Below are 19,123 nucleotides of genomic sequence, written 5' to 3'. Positions count from 1 at the left end.
CAAAAATTCGTTGCTGACGAGAATTTCTTCTCATTAATGTCTCAATTGCTTGAGACGCTTCAATCACTCGTTGTTCAGTTTTCAAAGGACAATCTCGGCTTGTCAGCCTCGTTGTTGGCACCGTGTTTCAGCGGCGACTTAAATAAGATACCACGTGATAAATATGAAGTCAACAATTTTTAAACATACAATTTTAACCATATGAAATATAAACGCCGTCAGCTTACACAAGCACGACTTTAAGAGCGGCCAGAAGCATCAATCCAGGTACTCCTAGAACGGACACGGTCCCTACCGTATAGATGTTGATCGGCAGTTCGAACCGGGTATATCCGCTTAACAGCTGTATACCATAAAGAAGAAACGCCGCTACTACAACATGTACACCGATGCTTGAAAAAATTTTGCGGGCCCCCGGCTGGCGAACCAGCAAAATCAGCAGGGCTCCGGCCGACAAAGCAAGCATTCCCCATACGGCCGTTTTCATCCCCGCACCTCCGCAGTAATATGATAAGCGGACGTCACGTTCAGCTTTTTAGCTTGCCTGAGCAGCATTTCATAGCGTTTTTCGGCCGCCTCCACCGCATAGATGGCATAATCGATTTCGTCTTTTTCCAATGCGTGCTCGAAATGGTGCTGCGCCGTTTTCCACTGCGAATGAGCCAATCTGATCTCGGCCAGCAGCTCCTGCTTGTCCTGTTCCACTGTCTTTTGCGTCCCCCGCTGAAACAAGAATGCACCCTTCCTCAGGTCACTCATACCTTTCCCCCTTGTACTCATAATCACCATGAGCCTGTCGTCTTTAATATCCTATGGAGAAGAGAGACCTGATTAGAACCTGTCCGAAAACAAAAAAAACCGCCTTCAAAAAGAAAGGCGGACCACATTTTATTTTCAATCAAGAATGCAGTGCAAACTAAGAAGAGAGCCGCCTAAATCTCTCTGCGGCCTTCAAGCGCCTTGGTGAGCGTTACTTCATCCGCATACTCTAGATCTCCCCCGACAGGAAGACCGTGCGCGATACGGGTCACCTTAAGGCCGAAGCCTTTAACCAGCCTGGAAAGATACATGGCCGTAGCTTCTCCTTCTATGTTGGGGTTGGTTGCCAGAATCATCTCTTTAACCTGCTCGTCTCCGAGACGTTTCAACAGTTCGGCAATGTGAATCTGATCCGGTCCAATGCCCTCCATAGGAGAAATGGCGCCGTGCAGCACATGATAGTAGCCGTCGAATTCTCTCGTCCGCTCCATCGCAACCAGATCCTTCGGCTCCTGAACCACGCAGATAACGGACCCATCGCGGCTCTTATCCTGACAGATGCGGCACGGATCGATGTCCGTGATATTGCAGCAGACGGAGCAGTAGTGCAGATTGCGTTTGACGTTCACGAGCGCCTTGGCAAAATCAAGCACGTCTTCTTCCTTCATACGGAGAACGTGAAAAGCCAGACGTCCGGCTGTTTTGGGGCCGACACCGGGCAAACGTGTAAATGCGTCGATTAGTTTGGAAATCGGTTCTGGATAATGCAACGCCAAGTTTCTCCTTTTTGTAAATAAAGATGGAAAAAAGGCTTCTTACGAAGCCCTTTACCTTAAAACAGACCGGGAATATTCATTCCGCCCGTAAATTTACCCATATCTTTGCCGGCCAGTTCCTCCGCTTTGTTAAGCGCATCGTTCACGGCTGTCAGAACAAGGTCCTGCAGCATTTCGACATCGTCCGGATCGACCGCTTCCGGCTTAATGGCGATTGCCGTCACTTTCTTATGCCCGTTCGCAGTGACCGTAACCACGCCGCCGCCGGCCGTTCCTTCGACGGTTTTGCTCCCGAGTTCCTCTTGGACTTTCAGCATCTGTTCCTGCATTTTCTTCACTTGTTTCATCATTTGGTTCATGTTATTCATATTCCCAACTCCTTCGTCTTAATGGGGCTGATCCCTTATTCATCCTTAATGCTCACCAGATCTTCGCCGAACAGTTTGATCGCTTCGTCCACCCACGGTTCCTTGTCGGGTTCCGTGTCTTCGGCTTGCAGCGTCATTTCTTCCCTGGCTGGCTCGGAGGCGCCTTCGCGGGCTTCCTTCCATTCTTTCTGCATGACGGTCGCCAGCTTAAGCGTTTCTCCAAGCGCTTCGGAAATCACCTGCTCAATCAGCTGCTTATTGGCCGGTTTCTCCGTCGTGTCACGGTGCATAGCGCTTTTGAAGGCCACCAGAACCGTGTCTCCGTGAATCGCGACGGGCTCTCCGTCCACCAGCCAGGCATGAACGGTGATCTTCCGTTCCTTGACCATAGCCAAAATCTGCGTCCACTTGCCGAGCAGGGCACGGGTATGGTGGCTGTCGACTGCAGCAGTGAAATCGTCCAGCCGGACCGAAGCCTTGCGCACCGCAGCGTTAGACGAACGCGGCGCTACCGGAGACCGGGATTGTTGCGCCCCCGCAGCGGGGACTCCCCCTTGCATCAGCTTGGCAAGCTGCTCTTCCAGCTGCTGGATTCTGCGGGTAAGCTGGGACAGGGCTTCCGGTTCCGGTTCAGCCGCCGAGCGGGAAGCCGGCGGGGCCTCAGACATGCTTCTCCCGCCTCCCGAAGCAATGGCTCCGCATGCTTTCATAACCGCGACTTCCAAGATCGTCTGCGGCTGCACGGAATATTTCATCTCGCTTTGGTACTGATTCAGCACTTCGATGATCGTGATAAGCTGGTCGGTCCCGAAACGGGACGCAACCTGATCCAGCCTGGCGACATCGAAAACGCGTTCCGTCAGCACGGACGAATCCGGAACGAGACGGATCATCAGAAGATCGCGGAAATAATGGATCAGGTTCTCCATACATTTATCCGCGCTCTTGCCTTCCTGCATAAACTGATCAATCAGTTCGAGTGCGGCGCCAATGTCCTGCTCCTTCATGCTTCCGACCAGTTTCTCAAACTGATCCGATGCCAGACCGCCCGTCATGGCGACCACATCGCTTGCGGCAATGGTTCCCACGGCAAAAGAAGATGCCTGGTCCAGCAAGCTTAAGGCATCCCGCATCCCGCCTTCCGACAGGCGCGCAATATAGTGAAGAGCCTCTTCTTCGATAGCGATGTTCTCTTCACGGCACACGTAGGCGAGCCGCCCGGCCTGTTCTTCCATCGACACGCGGCGGAAATCAAACCGCTGGCAGCGGGAGATGATAGTAGCGGGAAGCTTGTGGGGTTCCGTCGTAGCCAAAATAAAGATAACGTGAGCCGGCGGCTCCTCCAACGTCTTGAGGAGGGCGTTGAAAGCTTCGGTGGTCAGCATATGGACTTCGTCGATGATATATACTTTGTACCGAACTTCCGTCGGTGCATATTTCACTTTGTCCCGGATGTCGCGAATCTCTTCCACACCGCGATTAGATGCGGCGTCGATTTCGACAACGTCCATGACCGAGCCCTGGGAGATCCGGATGCAGGCTTCACATTCATTGCACGGTTCTTCGGCAGGTCCGTGCACACAGTTAACGGCTTTGGCCAAAATCTTGGCCGCGCTCGTCTTCCCTGTACCGCGGGGACCGCTGAATAAATAAGCATGGGTAAATCGTTGTTCACGCAGAGAATTCTGCAGCGTCTGTACGATCGGCTTCTGGCCGACTAACTCCCGGAATGCTTGGGATCGCCAAGTCCGGTATAAAGCAATATGTGTCATAGGTTTACTCTCCAATAATTCGTTCTGAATTATTGAACCCATTATACTATAACCCGGGCGGGATTAAAACTCGGAAAGCGCGGGGATCAGATACAGGGGATGCTGACAGTGAAGGTCGTTCCGTAGCCTTTGGACGATACGCGAATATGACCGCCCATATCGTGGATAATCCGTTGGCAGACCGACAGTCCGAGTCCCGTTCCTTCCTCTTTGGTCGTAAAGAACGGATCGAATATTTTATCGATAACATAAACCGGGATTCCGGGGCCTGTATCGTGCACTTCGATATTCACGAATCTGCCGTCGGGATCCAGCTTTTCCACTATGGTCAGGGTGCCTCCATCCGTCAGCGCCTCAATGCCGTTTTTGCATATATTCAGAAAAACCTGCTTTAAAAGCTCCTGGTCGGCGATAACGGGTGGCAGTCCGCTGGATTCTTCGTAGTTCATGTGCACTTTATGCAGAATCGCCTCATTGTTGATGATCGGCAGTATTCCTTTGATTACCGTGGAAACGTCGATTTTCTGCAGCAGGACGTTCTTGGGCTTGCCGAGGAGAAGAAATTCGTTCACCAGTTCGTTTACCCGGTTGATCTCATCCAGCATGACATCGATATAACCCTGCTCTTTGGCCATATCCTTGGATTCGAATGTCTTCTTAAGCACCTGCAAAAATCCCTTAATCGACGTTAACGGATTTCTGATTTCGTGCGCCGTACCCGCAGCAATCTGCCCGATCATGGCCAGGCGGTCGCTCCGCTGAACCTGGGCCTCGAGAGACCGCAGATTGGTCACATCTTTAAAAATAATGTAAGCGCCAACGATTTGATCTTCATTGTCCCTCAGTAAGTTGGAATCCAGCAGCAGTTCGTACCGTTCTTGATTGTTCATCCAAGATACCGCATGATTCCTTACGATTCTGCCGTCCAGAAGAGTTCTCTCAACAAGCCGGTGTTCCGGAGGGATCGAAGCAAAGATATCTTCTATTCTTTTGAACAGGATGGATTCTTTATGAAAGCCCAGCACCCGGCAGGCCATATCGCTGATATCCACGAGCCGGAATTCGGTATCTATGAGCAGAACGCCCAGATTGACATCCCTTAAAAAGGTACCCGAGAAGCGCTGGAGCAAATTTTGTTCCGACATTTCCTCCAGGTCGTCGAGCAGAAAGAGGTAGTGAGGCATGCTGTTCACTTCCGCAAACAGCATGCTGCATTTTTGCAGCTGGATAAACCCCTGACTGTCTTTTACGATCGCGATAGGATACTTAGCGTCCGTCCTATCGCTGCCTGTATCGAAATGCCGGCTATAAAAACGGTCAACCGGTTCAGGAAGTTGGATGACCTCCGAAAAAGGCGCCATTTTCATGTCCTCCGCGGTATATCCGGTACGTTTCAAAAATGGTTCGTTTACGTACACCATCTCATTGTGGGCATTGGCTACAATCAAACAGCCCTTGAACATTTCTTCCAATCTTACTCCCAGCTCAGCTGCGGAAATGAACACCCCTATATGATGAAGGCTGGCATCCAACATTTGTCCTTCCCCCTCTTTATAACAGCTTTAAGCCGAAAGACTGCGAATGTTTACCTATTCTCTCATTTTTAGCATTTTCCTTCTATTGGAAAACAAAAATCGACGAACTGTCATTTTTATGTAGAAAAAGAGAACGCAAAAAAAGCCCTCCGCTGCCGGAAGGCTCGTTTTTTGTAATCTTATATAAGGCCGTGCACCTGTTATTGATAAAGCGATACGAACGTACCTTTATCGTTAGCTCAAGTTAGGCAACCCCTCGGCACATGGGCGGTCCTGCTTACGGCTGCTTCCTTCCGGACCTGACCGGGTTCACTGGTGCTCATTGCGAAGGACCCGACTCTCAACACCACGTGTAAAGGCCAGACCTCACATCGACAGTACCTCTAACAGGGATTCAACCCCGCTACAGCGGATTGCGGGCAACAGGGCACCGCTACCTCCCCGTCTAGCACGGCAAAAATAAGTATAGCCCATTGTGAAGCAAAGTGCAACTCCGAGGAGAAACTTACCAAAAGACAGCGACAAGATCCTGGAATAAAAGCGTTTTTCTACCGTTTAACGGTAACGATAAACCGGTATCTCGGCAATTGCGTGTGCAGATCCTGCTCGGCCTGTGCCCGGATCGCGGCCGCTTTCTCCGGCGGTGTGCCCGGCGAGACGTACAGCTTCACGTAACCGATCGGACCGTTAAACTGAAGGTGAGTGTCCACAACGCCTTTCAGCCTTCCCAACACCGACAGCGCGATGTCAGAGTCGGCCTGGTAAGTGTGGTAGCCCGGGTTTAACGCCAGATTCGGATTTGCGCTTGTCGTGCCCAAATATCCGTCACTGGAGTAATTGTACGCTTTCGGACCGGCCGGCTGACCCGGACTACATCCGGTTATGGCTGCGACCATCACAAGACCGGCCAGTAAGCCTCCTGCGGACCGTTTGACAATAACGTTTCCCAAAGCAAAAACCCCCCTTGGTATCCTGGTTCGTGCAAGGCACGCTATTAGGATGACCCGGGGGGGTTGTGTTATGCAATCCGAATTGAGGAAAAACCTCGAATTAGATACCGTATTTCTTCTTGAACTTGTCCACACGACCGCCGGCATCGATAAACTTCTGTTTGCCGGTGAAGAACGGATGGCAGTTGGAGCAAATCTCTACGCGGAGGTTCTCTCTAACAGAACCGCTCTCGAAAGTGTTGCCGCATGCGCAAGTTACCGTTGTTTCGTGATAGTTGGGATGGATCCCTTGTTTCATTCCCATTCACCTCTTTCCGCCCTGGATCTATTCGTCGAACCAGAGTTATGATGACACATAAACTCATTATAGCATGAATGTATCTTTTATTGCAATGGGGTTGTTCAAGCCCGCTGTGCACGGTCGAAGAAAGCCGGGATATGCGTATATGAACCGATTACCACATCGGGCAGTTCCTCACGGTAAATGTCCAGCATCTGCTTCATACCCAGAATATCGCCTTGGGCTTTCGGAATCAGATTCAGATAGCTTTCCGGATCGATATTGAGATTCCTCATCTGAATCAGACGAAGTCCGGTCCGGCGCACAAATTCGATCATCGCTTCCACTTCTTCTTCGCGGTCGGTTACACCCGGGAAAATCAAATAGTTGATCGATGTGATGACACCTTGGCTTGAAGCGTATTTCAGCGATTTCTCGACGTTGGCGAGCGTGTATCCCCGCGGCTTGTAGTACGCGTTATAGTGATCGTCGAGAGCCGAGATGGTGCTGACCCGCATGAGGTCAAGCCCCGCGTCTACAATTCCGCGGATATGGTCGCTTAACCCGGCGTTGGTATTGATATTGATATAGCCCATATCGGTACGGCTGCGCACTTCGCGCATCGCCTCGATAATGAGTTTGGCCTGCGTGGACGGCTCACCTTCGCAGCCTTGACCGAAGGAAATAATGCTGTCCGGCGTCTTGAGATGCTCCAGCATAACCTCGGCGAGCTCTTTAGCCTGCGGCTTAAAGTTCATCCGAGTCTGCGGAGCGGGAAATCCGCTGTCGTCGGGTTGTTCGGAGATGCAGCCGAAGCAGCCAGCGTTGCAGGAGAAAGAAACCGGCACCGCGCCTTCCCAGCGGTTCAGGAAGGTGTTTGACGCGGTCAGGCATTCGTATTCCAGCGCGCATTTGGACAGGTGCTCGTACAGGCGGTTCTCCGGATACCGGGCGCGCAGCTTTTCAACGCCGACCTCTAGCTCGTCCGGATCGCAGTTGCGCGGGTTCCACGGTTCCGGATCGTCGCACTGCTCCGCGGCGACATAGAAGGCCCCGTCTTTCCACACGACGGCCGTATAACCGAACAGAGGAAACTTCTCCTCTTTATCGGTTTTCACGTAACCGGGCAGCATAAGTCGTGTAAAGCCCTGGGGCAGAAGCGCGCCAACGGCCGCAAAATCCCCGGGCAGAACTTCCATTTCGCCCGTTTCCGTGTTGATCCCGACCGCTCTCGTATGAGGCAGACTTACCAAAGTCGCTCCCTCCGGCAGCGGGATCAGCTCTTCTTCCAATAGTTCCACAATCTGATCGGCACTCCGTCCGAGCGCTTCGTAATCGGGATGATCGAATACATTGCCGGACGGGTCCGCATAAACCACATTCATTGTCAGGTACTCCTTTGAATGGGAGATGGAAGCGAATTTTTCAACAACCTATAATCAGGAAGCGGAATTTTTCATTTTCCCTTTACCCAACGTTACGTTCCCGTTGTTGGTCTCCAGGGAATCCAGGAATTCTTGATTCGTCTTCGTCTCACCGAGTTTCTTGATGAAGGCTTCCGTATATTCATAAGTATCGTTCATGCTTTTGCGCAATCCCCATACCTTCTCGAGTTCTTCTTTGGTAAGTAGACTTTCTTCGCGGCGCGTGCCCGAACGGCGGATATCGATAGCCGGGAATGTACGGCGTTCCGCAAGTTTGCGATCCAGATGAAGCTCCATATTCCCGGTGCCTTTAAATTCTTCATAAATGACGTCATCCATACGTGACCCCGTTTCGACAAGCGCGGTGGCCAGAATGGTCAGGCTGCCGCCTTCTTCGATATTCCGGGCTGCACCGAAGAAACGCTTCGGACGATGAAATGCGCCCGGATCGATCCCCCCGGACAATGTACGGCCGGACGGAGGAACCACAAGGTTGTAAGCACGAGCCAGACGGGTAATGCTGTCCAAAAGAATGACGACGTCCTTCTTATGTTCCACAAGACGCTGCGCGCGCTCCAGAACAAGCTCCGCTACCTTGATGTGATTTTCCGGCAGCTCATCGAAAGTGGAAGCGACCACTTCCCCTTTGACGGAACGCTGCATATCGGTCACTTCTTCCGGACGTTCGTCGATCAGAAGAACGAATAGCTCAATCTCCGGATAATTCGTGGAAATGCTGTTCGCGATTTCTTTGAGAAGCAGGGTTTTCCCCGCTTTCGGAGGCGCAACGATCAGACCGCGCTGTCCGAGACCGACGGGTGCCATGAGGTCCATGATACGCGTCGAGAGCTTCTCGGGAGACGTTTCGAGAACAACTTTCGTCTGCGGATACAGCGGCGTGAGAGCCGGGAAGTGCAGACGTTCGGACGCCGTGTCTGGGCTTTCGCCATTGACGGCTTCCACATGCAGAAGTCCGAAATAACGCTCGTTCTCTTTCGGCGGACGGCATTTGCCGGAAACAAGATCTCCTGAGCGGAGGTCGAATTTACGGATCTGGGAGGCAGAAATGTAGATGTCCTCCGTACTCGGAAGGTAGTTAATCGGACGCAGGAAACCAAAGCCCTCCTGCAGAACCTCCAGAACTCCTTCCATAAACATGAGGCCGCTTTCCGCCGCCTGGGCCCGCAGAATGGAAAAGATGAGCTCTTTTTTCTTAAGCTGCCCATAGTACGGGATCTGATATTTTTTGGCGAGCTTATAAAGCTCCGTAAGCTTGAGTGCCTCCAACTGCGCGAGGTGCATATCCATTCTATTCAACCACCAAACTAGTAAGTTATTAATTCCATAAATCTAAAAAGCTAGTACCCAGTGTTGCCCTAAGGCCGCTTTCTTATTCCGGGCCTATTCTTCGCCGTTCTCGCGCCATACTTCCGCGCCAAGTAGAGTCAGGTTGGCAACAAGATTCTCATAACCACGGTCAATATATTCCACGCCTGTAACCTCTGTAACATCGGACGGCACGGTAAGACCCGCAATAACCAAGGCTGCGCCTGCCCGCAGGTCGCTTGCTTTCACTTTCGCCGCACTTAGCGTGCTTCCCTCGATGACGGCTGTCCGGCCCTCCACTTTGATCTTGGCTCCCATGCGGACCAGTTCAGGCACATGCTTGAACCGGTTGCTGTAGACAAGGTCCGTCAGCATGCTCACACCGGTGGTCTGCGTAAGCAGACTCGTCATCGGGGATTGAAGGTCCGTCGCAAAGCCGGGATAAACCAGCGCTTTTACATCTATACTGTCGTAAAGAGCTCGACCCACCACGCGGATCGACTCATCCATCTCGTGAATTTCAACGCCCATTTCCTGCAGCTTGGCCGTCATGGCTTCCATATGCTTCGGAATAATATTATCTACCGTCACGTCTCCCCGCGTTGCGGCTGCGGCAATCATGTAGGTCCCCGCCTGGATACGGTCAGGGATAATGGAGTGACGGCACCCGTGCATCTCGTCTACCCCTTCGATGCGGATCGTTTCCGTCCCGGCTCCTTTGATTTTCGCTCCCATGGAGTTGAGAAGTGTTGCTACATCTATAATTTCAGGCTCTTTGGCCGCATTTTCAATCAAAGTGAAGCCTTTGGCACGGGAGGCGGCAAGCATGATGTTGATGGTTGCGCCTACACTGACCATATCCAAATAAATTTTGGCTCCGCGGAGCTGTTTGGCCCGAATATGCAGCGAGCCGTTCTCATTCGAAATTTCGGCGCCCAGCGCCTCGAATCCTTTGATATGCAAATCAATCGGACGCGGCTCGAAATTGCAGCCGCCCGGCAAACCGATTATGGCCTCACCGAATCTTCCCAGCATGGCTCCCATGAGATAATAGGAGGCTCTAAGTTTCTTTACGTTGCCGTTGGGCATCGGCTTGCTCTTCATGGCGCTCGGATCGATAATCATCTGCTCGTTGTTCCATTCGATGGAAGCCCCGAGTTCGCTAAGAATTTCTGTATAGATAGCCACATCGCTGAGATGCGGCAAATTGTCCAAGGTAACCGTCGATTCGGCGAGTATCGCGGCGGGTATTAAAGCAACGGCACTGTTCTTGGCCCCGCTGATTGTTACTGTCCCTTTGAGCGGACGTCCGCCTGCGATCATTAATTTTTCCATAATGCGTTATCTTCCCCCTGCTTCCGGTAGATAGCTTAGCTGCTTAACTACAATTTGTAAAAAAATCAAAAGTGACCTGCTGCAACAACTAGAAGCAGCTTGTGTCTGGCTGCATACAAAAATAGAAGGCCGCCCGTTAAATCGGGGGCTGGCTTCCGGCTCACAAAATAAACATATCGGATAGAAATCAAGCGTACATATCTAAATAAAACGCAGTTTGCGTGCGTTGTCAACTTTTAAGGGAGTATGGGGCGTCTGGGATGGATACGGAACCTAAAATAGAAGAGAGAAATGCATCCGTTAAGATGCATTTCCCGTCTCTGTCTCTATCTGAATCGGTATTAAGCTTGGTTAGCGCTGCCGAACAGTTGAATTTTGGATTTCACGACTTCAACCATCGCTTTGCGTGCTGGGGTGAGGTATTTGCGAGGATCGTATACTTTAGCGTCGGCACCGAGAACTTCACGGATAGCGGCTGTAGCGGCCACTTGGTTCTCCGTGTTCACGTTAACTTTACCTGCGCCTGCTGCGATCGCTTTCTTGATCATTTCGTCGGGAACGCCGGATCCGCCGTGAAGAACGACAGGAATCGGGATCGCCTGCGAAACTTTCTCGATGATGTCAAAGTGAATGTTCGGCTCGCCTGCATACATGCCGTGTGCAGTTCCGACCGCGATTGCCACACAATCGACTCCGGTTTCTTCGTAGTAGCGGATCGCTTCTTCCGGCTTAGCCAGGTTAGCATCAGCTTCGTCTACGGAGATATCATCTTCAACGCCGCCGATCGTTCCAAGCTCGCCTTCAACGGAAACGCCCATTGCGTGCGCGGCTTTTACGACTTCTTTGGTCAGGCGTACGTTCTCTTCATAAGAGTAGTGGGAACCGTCGAACATAACGGAGCTGAAGCCGGCACGGATACATTTCATAGCCACTTCAAAAGAGCTGCCGTGGTCGAGGTGAAGAGCAATCGGAAGGCCGGACTGCTTGGCAGCCGCTTCCGCGATCGCTACCGTGTATTCGATCCCCATATACTTGAGCGCGCCTTCGCTGACACCGAAGATGAACGGAGAGTTCAGCTCCATAGCCGCTTCCGTGATCGCTTGGGCAAACTCCAGGTTGTTCATGTTGAACTGGCCTACCGCAAATTTGTTTGCTTTAGCCTTAGGTAAAAATTCATTCATCGAAACCAATGGCATGATTTCTTCCTCCTACTGTGTGTGTTGGCTTGATCGTTTTTAAGATGCGCTGCCGCTCTTTTTGTCATACGGTGTTATTATAGCACACTCCCTGATAAAACGTAACCGAGCCTGCCGGGTGACGTGAAAGTTTTCACAAAAAAAGGACCCTTGCAATCAGGATCCCAGCGGTGTAGTTTCAATCAACTGCGTATGAACAGCCAGTCGCAATTCGTCGATATCGAACGGTTTTGTAAAGTGCATGATGGCCCCAAGTTCCGTGGCTTCTTTGATCATATCCAGCTCTCCGTAGGCGGTCATCATGATGACCTTGATGGAGGGATCGATACTTTTGACGTGCTTCAGAATATCTAAACCGTCCATGCCTGGAATTTTCATATCCAGAAGGACCAGATCGGGAGAATGCGTTTTAACAATCTCCAAGGCGGTTTTGCCGTTAGGCGCTTGATAGGTTTCGTAACCCTCGTTGCTGAACACTTCCATAAGAAGCATCCGGATTCCATTCTGATCGTCCACGATTAGGATTTTTTTACTCACGGGAAAGCCTCCTTCCACAAGCTCAAGGCTGAGTTCCGAATATGAACTTTGCAGCCGTGCGAACTCGAACTCCCCCCTACTTCGCTATCGACTTGCCGATTTCCTCCCTACCATCCGCGAGAATGAACAAATAAGTAAAAAAAAGAAAAATCCCGGCTATTACGCCCGGGATTCTTGCTTATAGGTAAAGGCTGCTTTCACGAACTCACGGAAAAGCGGCTGCGGACGGTTCGGACGGGACGTAAATTCCGGATGGAATTGAACGGCCAGGAACCAAGGGTGGTCCGGAAGCTCGACGATTTCGACCAGACGGCCGTCCGGAGAAGTACCGGAGATGCGCAGCCCTGCGGATTCGATCATTTCACGGTATTCGTTGTTAAACTCGTACCGGTGACGGTGACGTTCATACACAAGCTCGTCATTGTAGCACTGCATGGCCAGGGAACCTTCCGCCAGTTTGCAAGGGTAGAGTCCCAGACGCATCGTTCCGCCAAGGTTCTCGATATCCTTCTGCTCAGGCAGCAGGTCGATAACCGGGTAAGGCGTAACCGGGTTGATCTCGGAGCTGTTCGCTCCCTCGAGGTTGGCAAGCGCGCGTGCATACTCGATCACCGCAACCTGCATACCCAGGCAGATACCGAAGAACGGAATCTTCTTCTCGCGCGCATGGCGGATGGCGATAACCTTGCCCTCGATGCCGCGGTCTCCGAAGCCGCCCGGAACGAGAATGCCGTCCACGCCGCCGAGAAGCTCGTCCACGTTGTGATCGTACACTTCTTCCGCGTTAACCCAGCGGATCTTCACTTCGGCTCCGTTGTCGATGCCGGCATGGCCCAGAGATTCCACAATGCTGAGGTAAGCGTCGTGAAGGGCGACATACTTGCCTACGATGGCGATCTCGGTCGTTTCTTTCAAGCCTTTGACGCGCTGGACGAGCTGTTCCCACTCGGTCATGTCCGGCTGCGCCGAGCCGCCGAGTTTCAAGTGGTTGACGACGATATCGTCAAGCCCCTGCTCTCTGAGCATCATCGGCACTTCGTACAAGGTCTCGGCGTCCAGGCATTCCACGACCGCTTCCGGATCGGTGTCGCAGAACTGGGCGATCTTGCGTTTCATGTCTTCCGTAAGAGCATGCTCCGTACGGCAGACGATCACGTGCGGCTGGATACCGAGGCTGCGCAGCTCTTTTACGCTGTGCTGGGTCGGTTTCGTTTTGACTTCGCCCGCGGCTTTGATGTAAGGAATCAGGGTGACGTGAATGTACATCACGTTCTCGCGGCCGATGTCGCTCTTGATCTGCCGGATCGCTTCGAGGAACGGAAGGCTCTCGATATCGCCCACGGTTCCGCCGATTTCGGTGATCACTACATCCGAACCCGCTTCGCGGCCGGCACGGAACACGCGGTCCTTGATTTCATTTGTAATGTGAGGAATAACTTGTACCGTTCCGCCCAGGTATTCGCCTCTGCGCTCTTTGGTAATAACGGAAGAATACACTTTACCCGTCGTTACGTTGGAGTTCTTAGAGAGATTGATGTCAATAAACCGTTCATAGTGACCCAGATCGAGGTCAGTCTCGGCGCCGTCGTCCGTTACGAAAACTTCCCCGTGCTGGTAAGGGCTCATCGTCCCCGGATCGATGTTAATGTAGGGATCAAACTTCTGGATGGTCACTTTCAGACCCCGGTTTTTGAGCAAGCGGCCCAGAGAAGCCGCCGTGATGCCTTTACCGAGCGAGGAAACGACACCCCCGGTTACAAAAATATACTTAGTCATCTGAGAACTCCTTTCGAGCATATCTAAATTCTTGGGTGCATAAAGGTTCGCCGTACAAAAGTGGGGGACCGAACGCCTGAGTGCCTGCCGCATATGCGGCAGTCCAAGAAAACGGCCGGTCCCTTCTAGGCTTCCACCAAAACCTCCGGGACATCAAATAATGTCCCTGAAAAAACAAAAAAAAGTGACACCCGTGGTATACGGGGCACTTTTTATATGGCGTAAATTTGGTCGTTCTTTTTAAAGCCCATGCAATAGTTTACTAAGAACGACATCCTCTGTCAAGAACCGCCGCGATGAATTATTTATCCTTCTTGTCGTCGGCCTCGAAATCTTCATCGTCGTCGGATTCATCGTCGGATTCTTCATCCACTTCTTCGTCGAGTTCGGCGTCTTCCAGTTCTTCGTCCAGCTCTTCTTCCTCGAAGAATTCGGTGTCTTCCTCTTCCTCTTCTTCCTCTTCTTCTTCTTCGGCGTCATTCTTGTCGAAGCCGTCCGCCGTGAAAGTATCGTACTCTTCTTCTTTGTATTCTTCTTCCTCGGAGTACGGATCCTCGTCGAGATCGTCGTCCTCGTCGTTGATGATACGCGGACGCTTGGCGTTGCCTACGGCATCGTCCGATTTCTCGACCGGATACCAGCGCTTCAGGCCCCACAGGTTTGTTCCGACGCAAGCAAAACGGCCATCGATATTAATCTCTGTATATAGTTGGGCAATGACATTCATCGTTTCATCTTCAGCCAAGCCTTTGATTTTCGCGATTTCCTGCATCAGGTCGCGATAATAGAACGGCGTGTTGGCCGCTTTAAGCACCTCAAACGCCAGATCCACCATCGGCATTTCCGCGGCTTTTTCCGGCTTGATTTTCAGTGTGTACGGGCTACTCATTTGTGGCACTTCCCTTCACCGTATTAACAATACTTTAACTACCTTATCCCATTTCATCCTTAAGTAAAACCTATTTTATGTAAAAATGCAACTCCCGCCCGCCTGTCCCCCGAAACAAGAGTAAAAGCGAAGGTTTCCCTCCGCTTCCCGACTGTATCCTGCGGTTACGAACGAATCGCCGATCCGCCCATCTCCGCCCCTTGAAACCGAGAGATGTTTCACCTCTCCCTTTATGTTATGTAGGCAAGAGCACGTTGACACGGCAATGCACCTATTTATTTGGAAAGGGGCCTTAATCTCAGTCGGGCCCCCCGACCTGTACATATAATAAGCCAGAATTGCACCTTCGGTTTATGGGAGGAATGGGGCTTTGGACTCGAAACGATTGCTCATGATGCTGCATGAAGAAATCCAGGCATCGCAGGGGGAGCGCCGGCACATCATTCTTTTCCAGAGCGATCGGGATTACCGCCAGGTCACCGAGCTTATCCGCCTGCACAAAGATACACATTCCAGCCTGTCCTCCGTCTATGATCTGAAACTGATCCGGGGGATCTCTTGCCCTATCCGTAACTGTGCGGAACTGATTAAGCATCCCGCCGTTCTCTCTATTGAAGAGGATGCGTCCATAAATATCCAACTGCGGCCCAGAAAGACAGTAAAGACATCGGAAATCGTCGAAAAAACTTCCGAAGGCTCTCAGTTTATCCCCTGGGGCGTCCAACAGATCAAAGCTCCGGACGTATGGAAAAAAGCTAAAGGAAGCCGCGTCACGATCGGCGTTATCGACACCGGCATCGACTACTACCACCCGGATTTGCAGGCTTCGGTCGCCCGGGGCATCAACCTGCTCAACCGCAACCAGCCCCCTTATGACGACAACGGACACGGTACACATATAGCCGGAACCATCGCCGCGGCGGGACGGATAGGCATTGTCGGGGTGGCTCCAAAGGCCATCATCCACGCGGTTAAAGCATTCGACATGAACGGGAGCGCGTTCGTTTCGGACATTGTGGCGGGTATCGACTGGTGCGTGCGCAACGGCCTGGACATCATCAATATGAGCTTCGGGATGAAAACGTACAGCCGGGCGCTGGAGGAAGCGGTGATAAACGCTTATCAATCCGGCACCATCGTCGTCGCTTCATCCGGCAACGACGGCAAAGGGGCTGCGATTGACTATCCGGCGCGTTTTCCGAGTGTCTTCTCCGTAGGAGCCACGACCAAGGTCAACAAAGTCGCCCCCTTCAGCAACCGCGGCAAACGCATAGACATTTTTGCTCCGGGGGAAAGCATCTATTCCTGTTGGCTGCACGGCAAGTACAACGAGCTCAGCGGCACCTCGATGGCGACGGCGCATGTGAGCGGCGTCATCGCGCTTATGCTGTCGGTTAGGCCCTCCCTGCGGCCGCAGCAGATCAAGCAAATTCTCCGGCGAAGCGCAACGCCGCTCACGAAAGCGAAGCAGCCGGAAGGCACGGATGCTCCCGGCCTCATCCATGCGAGGCGCGCCGTAACCGCCCTGCTCAAAACAAACCAAACCTGACACCGCTGAAAGCGTCAGGTTTGGTTTGTTTTGGTGCGCCGTGAAGCGGCAAGGCCGCTGACCCGCCCGCGGAAGTGCCGCGCGCAAGCGGCTGCAGCCACGAGCGGGGAAACCCGGTGGTCCAGGGCGGCTACTCCGGTTGCGTCCCCGTAGAACGGGACGCAGCCGGAGGCTGTCCCATTCAACGGGAATGGACAGCCCGGTCCGGACAGCCGAGTGAAGCCGCCCATGCTCAGCCGCCGCCAAGCGGCGCTCCACGACGTGCTGGCAGCTAGCGCCGTGCTTGACGCACAGCCCCTGTGCACAGGGGCTGGAAGCGCCTGAACGCGGCTGCGCAGTTGGTGTCCGGCCGCGCCGGAGCCTACATCCGGTCCGGAGCGGATACGCCTACGACCGCCAGCACGTTGGCGATAACGGTGCGCAGCGCGCCCAGCAGCGCCAGGCGGGCCTGTGTCTGCTCCGCATCCTCGGTGATGACGCGCTCCGCTCTATAGTAGCTGTGGAACAGCCCGGCCAGATCGTACACGTAGCGGATCAGGCGGTGCGGCGCATACAGCTCGGCCGCGACGGCGACTTCCTGCGGAAGCTCGCCGATTTTGCGCAGCAGCTCATACTCGGCTTCCGTCGAAAGCCGGGACAAGTCCACCTGCGCCAGCTCGCGCAGCTCCACACCCTGCTCTTCCGCCTGCCGGAAGATGCTGCAAATCCGTGCATGTGCATACTGCACGTAGAACACGGGGTTCTCATTGGATTTGGAAATCGCCAAATCCATGTCGAAATCAAGATGCGAGTCCATGCTGCGCATCGTGAAGAAATAACGGATGGCATCGACGCCGACTTCGTCCATCAGGTCTTCCATCGTAACCGCTTTGCCGGTACGCTTGGACATTTTCACTTTCTCGCCGTTCTGGAACAGGCTCACCATCTGGGCGATAAGCACTGTCAGACGGTTCGCGTCGTAACCGAGCGCCGTCATGGCCGCTTTCATACGCGGAATATAGCCGTGATGGTCCGCTCCCCAAATATTGATCAGCTCGTCGTAGCCGCGCTGGAACTTGTTCCGGTGGTAAGCCACGTCCGGCGTCAAATACGTGAAGGAACCGTCGTTTTTGATCAGGACACGGTCCTTATCGTCGCCAAGCTCTGTCGTACGCAGCCAGGTTGCTCCGTCCATCTCGTACACGTAACCGGATTCACGGAGTTTGCCGAGCACGTCGTCGATCAGATTGTTTTCATAAATCGAAGTCTCGGAGAACCACTCATCAAATTTAACGCCGAACCGTCCGAGGTCGCGCTTGATTTTATCGAGTTCTTTTTTCAGCCCGTACTGGCGGAAATAAGCCAAACGCTCGTCCTGTGCAAGTTTGGTCAGACGGTCGCCCTCTTCGGCCGCCAGCTCGCTGGCGAATCCTTTGATATCTTCGCCGTGGTAGCCGTCCTCCGGCATTTCGGCATCCTGTCCGAGAGCCTGCAAATAGCGCGCCTCAATGGATTTGGCCAGGTTGTTCACCTGGTTGCCCGCATCGTTGATGTAGTATTCGCGCGTAACGTTGTAACCGGCAAGAGCCAGTACGTTGCACAGGGCGTCGCCCACCGCCGCGCCGCGTGCGTGTCCGAGGTGCAAGGAACCGGTCGGATTCGCGCTGACGAACTCCATCTGCACCTTGCGTCCTTGTCCCACGTTTACTGCGCCGTAGGCGTCCGCTTGCTCCGCCACTTGGGCAAGAATCGGATAGAGGTAGCTTTTGTCCATACGGAAATTGATAAAACCGGGACCCGCGATTTGAACATCCGCGATCTGAGCCTTCTCTTTGTCGAGTTTCTGGATCAGCTGTTCCGCAATCGCGCGGGGATTCTGCTTGGCTATCCGGGAAAGCTGCATGGCCAGGTTAGTTGCAAAATCACCGTGAGACTTATCTTTCGGTACTTCCAGCACAATCTCGGGAAGCTCCGAAGCCTGTACGAGTCCCGCTGCGACCGCGGCCTCGCCTATCGTTACTTTAAGCGTTTCTTTTACCTGCTCGAGCACATTCATCTTACATCCTCCTGAATCGTTAACGATAATATATATAAACCGGCATGTTCCTCGCCTACATACAGGTCGTAGCTCCAATCAATGACTCCGATGCCGTCTTGGAGATTCCGGACGTACGTCCGCGTGCGGGTTTCCATAGGGAGAGAACCCTGGGGCATCCGGTACCAGCCTGTCCGGGAATGACCCGCGACAAACGTCTGCTCGGAGCCGACCTGTCCTTTTCTCGTAATCTTAAGCTCCTCGGGACCCGCTTTTACCATCGTCGAGGTGCTGCCCATTTCTTCGGATGTCTCCTGGTAGAGGACATATACTTTCCCCTCCCGGATATACAACTCTCCACGGGCTTCCTGTATGATCGATTCCTGTCCGGCAACGCTTGTTATGCGGATACGGACGTTTTTCTTGTTGGACATGGCCCGAACGCTCCGTTCTTTCTTGACTGTGCCCTGCCGCTTCCGGGAATCCCGGCCAAAACCGTCTTCCCGCCCGTGCGGCCCGGCAAAAAGCAAAGTTAGCTCTAAGTGTATAGTATCATACGGGTATTTTCAATGGATCATTGCAGCCGCCGTCCAAAGCCTTTATTTCGCCGGCACTGTCGCACGTGAAACCCCCGACG

At 52.9% G+C, this 19,123-nt stretch carries 20 protein-coding genes and 1 other RNA gene; 2 read left to right on the top strand and 19 right to left on the bottom strand.

The annotated features are described in order from the left end of the window. Nucleotides 1-183: hypothetical protein (locus tag ABH899_RS27055; protein WP_370001912.1), on the top strand; the 183-nt coding region annotated here is incomplete at its 5' end. Nucleotides 184-223: 40 nt separating this feature from the next. Here the strand turns inward: ABH899_RS27055 and ABH899_RS27050 are convergent. The 16 genes from ABH899_RS27050 to rpoE all read right to left on the bottom strand — a co-directional run bounded on the left by ABH899_RS27050 (nt 224) and on the right by rpoE (nt 14,923). Next, nucleotides 224-487 carry a pro-sigmaK processing inhibitor BofA family protein gene (locus ABH899_RS27050; protein WP_370001911.1) on the bottom strand — a complete coding sequence of 88 codons (264 nt, stop codon included), beginning with the start codon at nt 485-487 and terminating at the stop codon, nt 224-226. Beyond that, nucleotides 484-759 (bottom strand): YaaL family protein, encoded by a 276-nt coding sequence (locus ABH899_RS27045; RefSeq protein ID WP_370001909.1) that lies wholly within the window; start codon nt 757-759, stop codon nt 484-486. The genes ABH899_RS27050 and ABH899_RS27045 overlap by 4 nt, the downstream gene beginning before the upstream one ends. Before the next feature lie 173 nt (nt 760-932). After that, entirely contained in the window at nt 933-1,529 is a 597-nt protein-coding gene (gene recR / locus ABH899_RS27040; protein ID WP_009671618.1) for a recombination mediator RecR, read from the bottom strand. A 62-nt stretch (nt 1,530-1,591) separates the two neighbouring features. Then, nucleotides 1,592-1,903 carry a YbaB/EbfC family nucleoid-associated protein gene (locus ABH899_RS27035; protein ID WP_009671602.1) on the bottom strand — a complete coding sequence of 104 codons (312 nt, stop codon included), beginning with the start codon at nt 1,901-1,903 and terminating at the stop codon, nt 1,592-1,594. A 35-nt stretch (nt 1,904-1,938) separates the two neighbouring features. After that, a complete protein-coding gene (dnaX, locus tag ABH899_RS27030) occupies nt 1,939-3,675 on the bottom strand; it encodes a DNA polymerase III subunit gamma/tau (protein ID WP_370001907.1) in 1,737 nt (578 codons plus the stop codon). Between the two features lie 86 nt (nt 3,676-3,761). After that, nucleotides 3,762-5,138, bottom strand: coding sequence for an ATP-binding protein (locus ABH899_RS27025; RefSeq protein WP_483312625.1), 1,377 nt, complete (start codon nt 5,136-5,138; stop codon nt 3,762-3,764). Nucleotides 5,139-5,399: 261 nt separating this feature from the next. Beyond that, an RNA gene (ffs, locus tag ABH899_RS27015) (signal recognition particle sRNA large type) lies at nt 5,400-5,664 on the bottom strand. Nucleotides 5,665-5,758: 94 nt separating this feature from the next. Beyond that, nucleotides 5,759-6,160, bottom strand: coding sequence for a hypothetical protein (locus ABH899_RS27010; RefSeq protein ID WP_370001905.1), 402 nt, complete (start codon nt 6,158-6,160; stop codon nt 5,759-5,761). A gap of 100 nt (nt 6,161-6,260) precedes the next feature. Beyond that, the gene (gene rpmE / locus ABH899_RS27005; protein ID WP_016423669.1) at nt 6,261-6,458 is read right to left on the bottom strand and encodes a 50S ribosomal protein L31; all 198 of its coding nucleotides are present in this window, start codon (nt 6,456-6,458) and stop codon (nt 6,261-6,263) included. A gap of 104 nt (nt 6,459-6,562) precedes the next feature. Then, nucleotides 6,563-7,825: a radical SAM family protein gene (locus ABH899_RS27000; RefSeq protein ID WP_009671628.1), complete on the bottom strand. Its 1,263-nt coding sequence runs from the start codon at nt 7,823-7,825 to the stop codon at nt 6,563-6,565. Between the two features lie 54 nt (nt 7,826-7,879). After that, nucleotides 7,880-9,172, bottom strand: a complete 1,293-nt coding sequence (gene rho, locus ABH899_RS26995; protein WP_009671576.1) for a transcription termination factor Rho — start codon at nt 9,170-9,172, stop codon at nt 7,880-7,882. Nucleotides 9,173-9,265: 93 nt separating this feature from the next. Then, nucleotides 9,266-10,525 carry a UDP-N-acetylglucosamine 1-carboxyvinyltransferase gene (locus ABH899_RS26990; RefSeq protein WP_009671631.1) on the bottom strand — a complete coding sequence of 420 codons (1,260 nt, stop codon included), beginning with the start codon at nt 10,523-10,525 and terminating at the stop codon, nt 9,266-9,268. Nucleotides 10,526-10,866: 341 nt separating this feature from the next. Further along, nucleotides 10,867-11,721, bottom strand: coding sequence for a class II fructose-1,6-bisphosphate aldolase (gene fba / locus ABH899_RS26985; protein WP_009671622.1), 855 nt, complete (start codon nt 11,719-11,721; stop codon nt 10,867-10,869). A gap of 156 nt (nt 11,722-11,877) precedes the next feature. Then, nucleotides 11,878-12,258 (bottom strand): response regulator, encoded by a 381-nt coding sequence (locus ABH899_RS26980; RefSeq protein ID WP_009671611.1) that lies wholly within the window; start codon nt 12,256-12,258, stop codon nt 11,878-11,880. A 159-nt stretch (nt 12,259-12,417) separates the two neighbouring features. Further along, nucleotides 12,418-14,034: a CTP synthase gene (locus ABH899_RS26975; protein ID WP_009671614.1), complete on the bottom strand. Its 1,617-nt coding sequence runs from the start codon at nt 14,032-14,034 to the stop codon at nt 12,418-12,420. A 301-nt stretch (nt 14,035-14,335) separates the two neighbouring features. Continuing rightward, a complete protein-coding gene (gene rpoE / locus ABH899_RS26970; RefSeq protein WP_009671589.1) occupies nt 14,336-14,923 on the bottom strand; it encodes a DNA-directed RNA polymerase subunit delta in 588 nt (195 codons plus the stop codon). A 370-nt stretch (nt 14,924-15,293) separates the two neighbouring features. Between rpoE and ABH899_RS26965 the strand changes: the two genes are divergently transcribed. After that, on the top strand, nt 15,294-16,472 hold the full coding sequence (locus tag ABH899_RS26965) for a S8 family peptidase (RefSeq protein ID WP_370001902.1): 1,179 nt from the start codon (nt 15,294-15,296) through the stop codon (nt 16,470-16,472). A 14-nt stretch (nt 16,473-16,486) separates the two neighbouring features. Here the strand turns inward: ABH899_RS26965 and ABH899_RS26960 are convergent, their stop codons facing one another. The 3 genes from ABH899_RS26960 to ABH899_RS26950 form a co-directional block, all read right to left on the bottom strand. After that, nucleotides 16,487-16,702 (bottom strand): hypothetical protein, encoded by a 216-nt coding sequence (locus ABH899_RS26960; RefSeq protein WP_370001901.1) that lies wholly within the window; start codon nt 16,700-16,702, stop codon nt 16,487-16,489. Between the two features lie 131 nt (nt 16,703-16,833). Beyond that, nucleotides 16,834-18,507 (bottom strand): arginine--tRNA ligase, encoded by a 1,674-nt coding sequence (gene argS / locus ABH899_RS26955; protein ID WP_370001899.1) that lies wholly within the window; start codon nt 18,505-18,507, stop codon nt 16,834-16,836. Continuing rightward, on the bottom strand, nt 18,504-18,920 hold the full coding sequence (locus ABH899_RS26950) for a YwiB family protein (protein WP_009671605.1): 417 nt from the start codon (nt 18,918-18,920) through the stop codon (nt 18,504-18,506). The genes argS and ABH899_RS26950 overlap by 4 nt, the downstream gene beginning before the upstream one ends. Between the last annotated feature and the right edge of the window lie 203 nt (nt 18,921-19,123).

Origin of the sequence: Paenibacillus sp. RC84 (assembly GCF_041260495.1) — a bacterium.
Classification (GTDB): Bacteria; Bacillota; Bacilli; order Paenibacillales; family NBRC-103111; genus Paenibacillus_F.
The sequence above is the reverse complement of the archived record's forward strand: the minus strand, read 5'-3'. Positions and strand labels throughout refer to the sequence as shown.

What these genes read in the sequence shown, in the direction of transcription:
- rho (WP_009671576.1), bottom strand. Translation starts at nt 9,172, where the DNA reads ATGGATATGCACCTCGCGCAGTTGGAGGCACTCAAGCTTACGGAGCTT.
- argS (WP_370001899.1), bottom strand. Translation starts at nt 18,507, where the DNA reads ATGAATGTGCTCGAGCAGGTAAAAGAAACGCTTAAAGTAACGATAGGC.
- ABH899_RS26975 (WP_009671614.1), bottom strand. Translation starts at nt 14,034, where the DNA reads ATGACTAAGTATATTTTTGTAACCGGGGGTGTCGTTTCCTCGCTCGGT.
- fba (WP_009671622.1), bottom strand. Translation starts at nt 11,721, where the DNA reads ATGCCATTGGTTTCGATGAATGAATTTTTACCTAAGGCTAAAGCAAAC.
- rpmE (WP_016423669.1), bottom strand. Translation starts at nt 6,458, where the DNA reads ATGAAACAAGGGATCCATCCCAACTATCACGAAACAACGGTAACTTGC.
- dnaX (WP_370001907.1), bottom strand. Translation starts at nt 3,675, where the DNA reads ATGACACATATTGCTTTATACCGGACTTGGCGATCCCAAGCATTCCGG.
- ABH899_RS26990 (WP_009671631.1), bottom strand. Translation starts at nt 10,525, where the DNA reads ATGGAAAAATTAATGATCGCAGGCGGACGTCCGCTCAAAGGGACAGTA.
- ABH899_RS27045 (WP_370001909.1), bottom strand. Translation starts at nt 759, where the DNA reads ATGAGTGACCTGAGGAAGGGTGCATTCTTGTTTCAGCGGGGGACGCAA.
- ABH899_RS27025 (WP_483312625.1), bottom strand. Translation starts at nt 5,138, where the DNA reads ATGTTCAAGGGCTGTTTGATTGTAGCCAATGCCCACAATGAGATGGTG.
- ABH899_RS27050 (WP_370001911.1), bottom strand. Translation starts at nt 487, where the DNA reads ATGAAAACGGCCGTATGGGGAATGCTTGCTTTGTCGGCCGGAGCCCTG.
- ABH899_RS26960 (WP_370001901.1), bottom strand. Translation starts at nt 16,702, where the DNA reads ATGGGCGGCTTCACTCGGCTGTCCGGACCGGGCTGTCCATTCCCGTTG.
- ABH899_RS27000 (WP_009671628.1), bottom strand. Translation starts at nt 7,825, where the DNA reads ATGAATGTGGTTTATGCGGACCCGTCCGGCAATGTATTCGATCATCCC.
- ABH899_RS27035 (WP_009671602.1), bottom strand. Translation starts at nt 1,903, where the DNA reads ATGAATAACATGAACCAAATGATGAAACAAGTGAAGAAAATGCAGGAA.
- ABH899_RS26950 (WP_009671605.1), bottom strand. Translation starts at nt 18,920, where the DNA reads ATGTCCAACAAGAAAAACGTCCGTATCCGCATAACAAGCGTTGCCGGA.
- rpoE (WP_009671589.1), bottom strand. Translation starts at nt 14,923, where the DNA reads ATGAGTAGCCCGTACACACTGAAAATCAAGCCGGAAAAAGCCGCGGAA.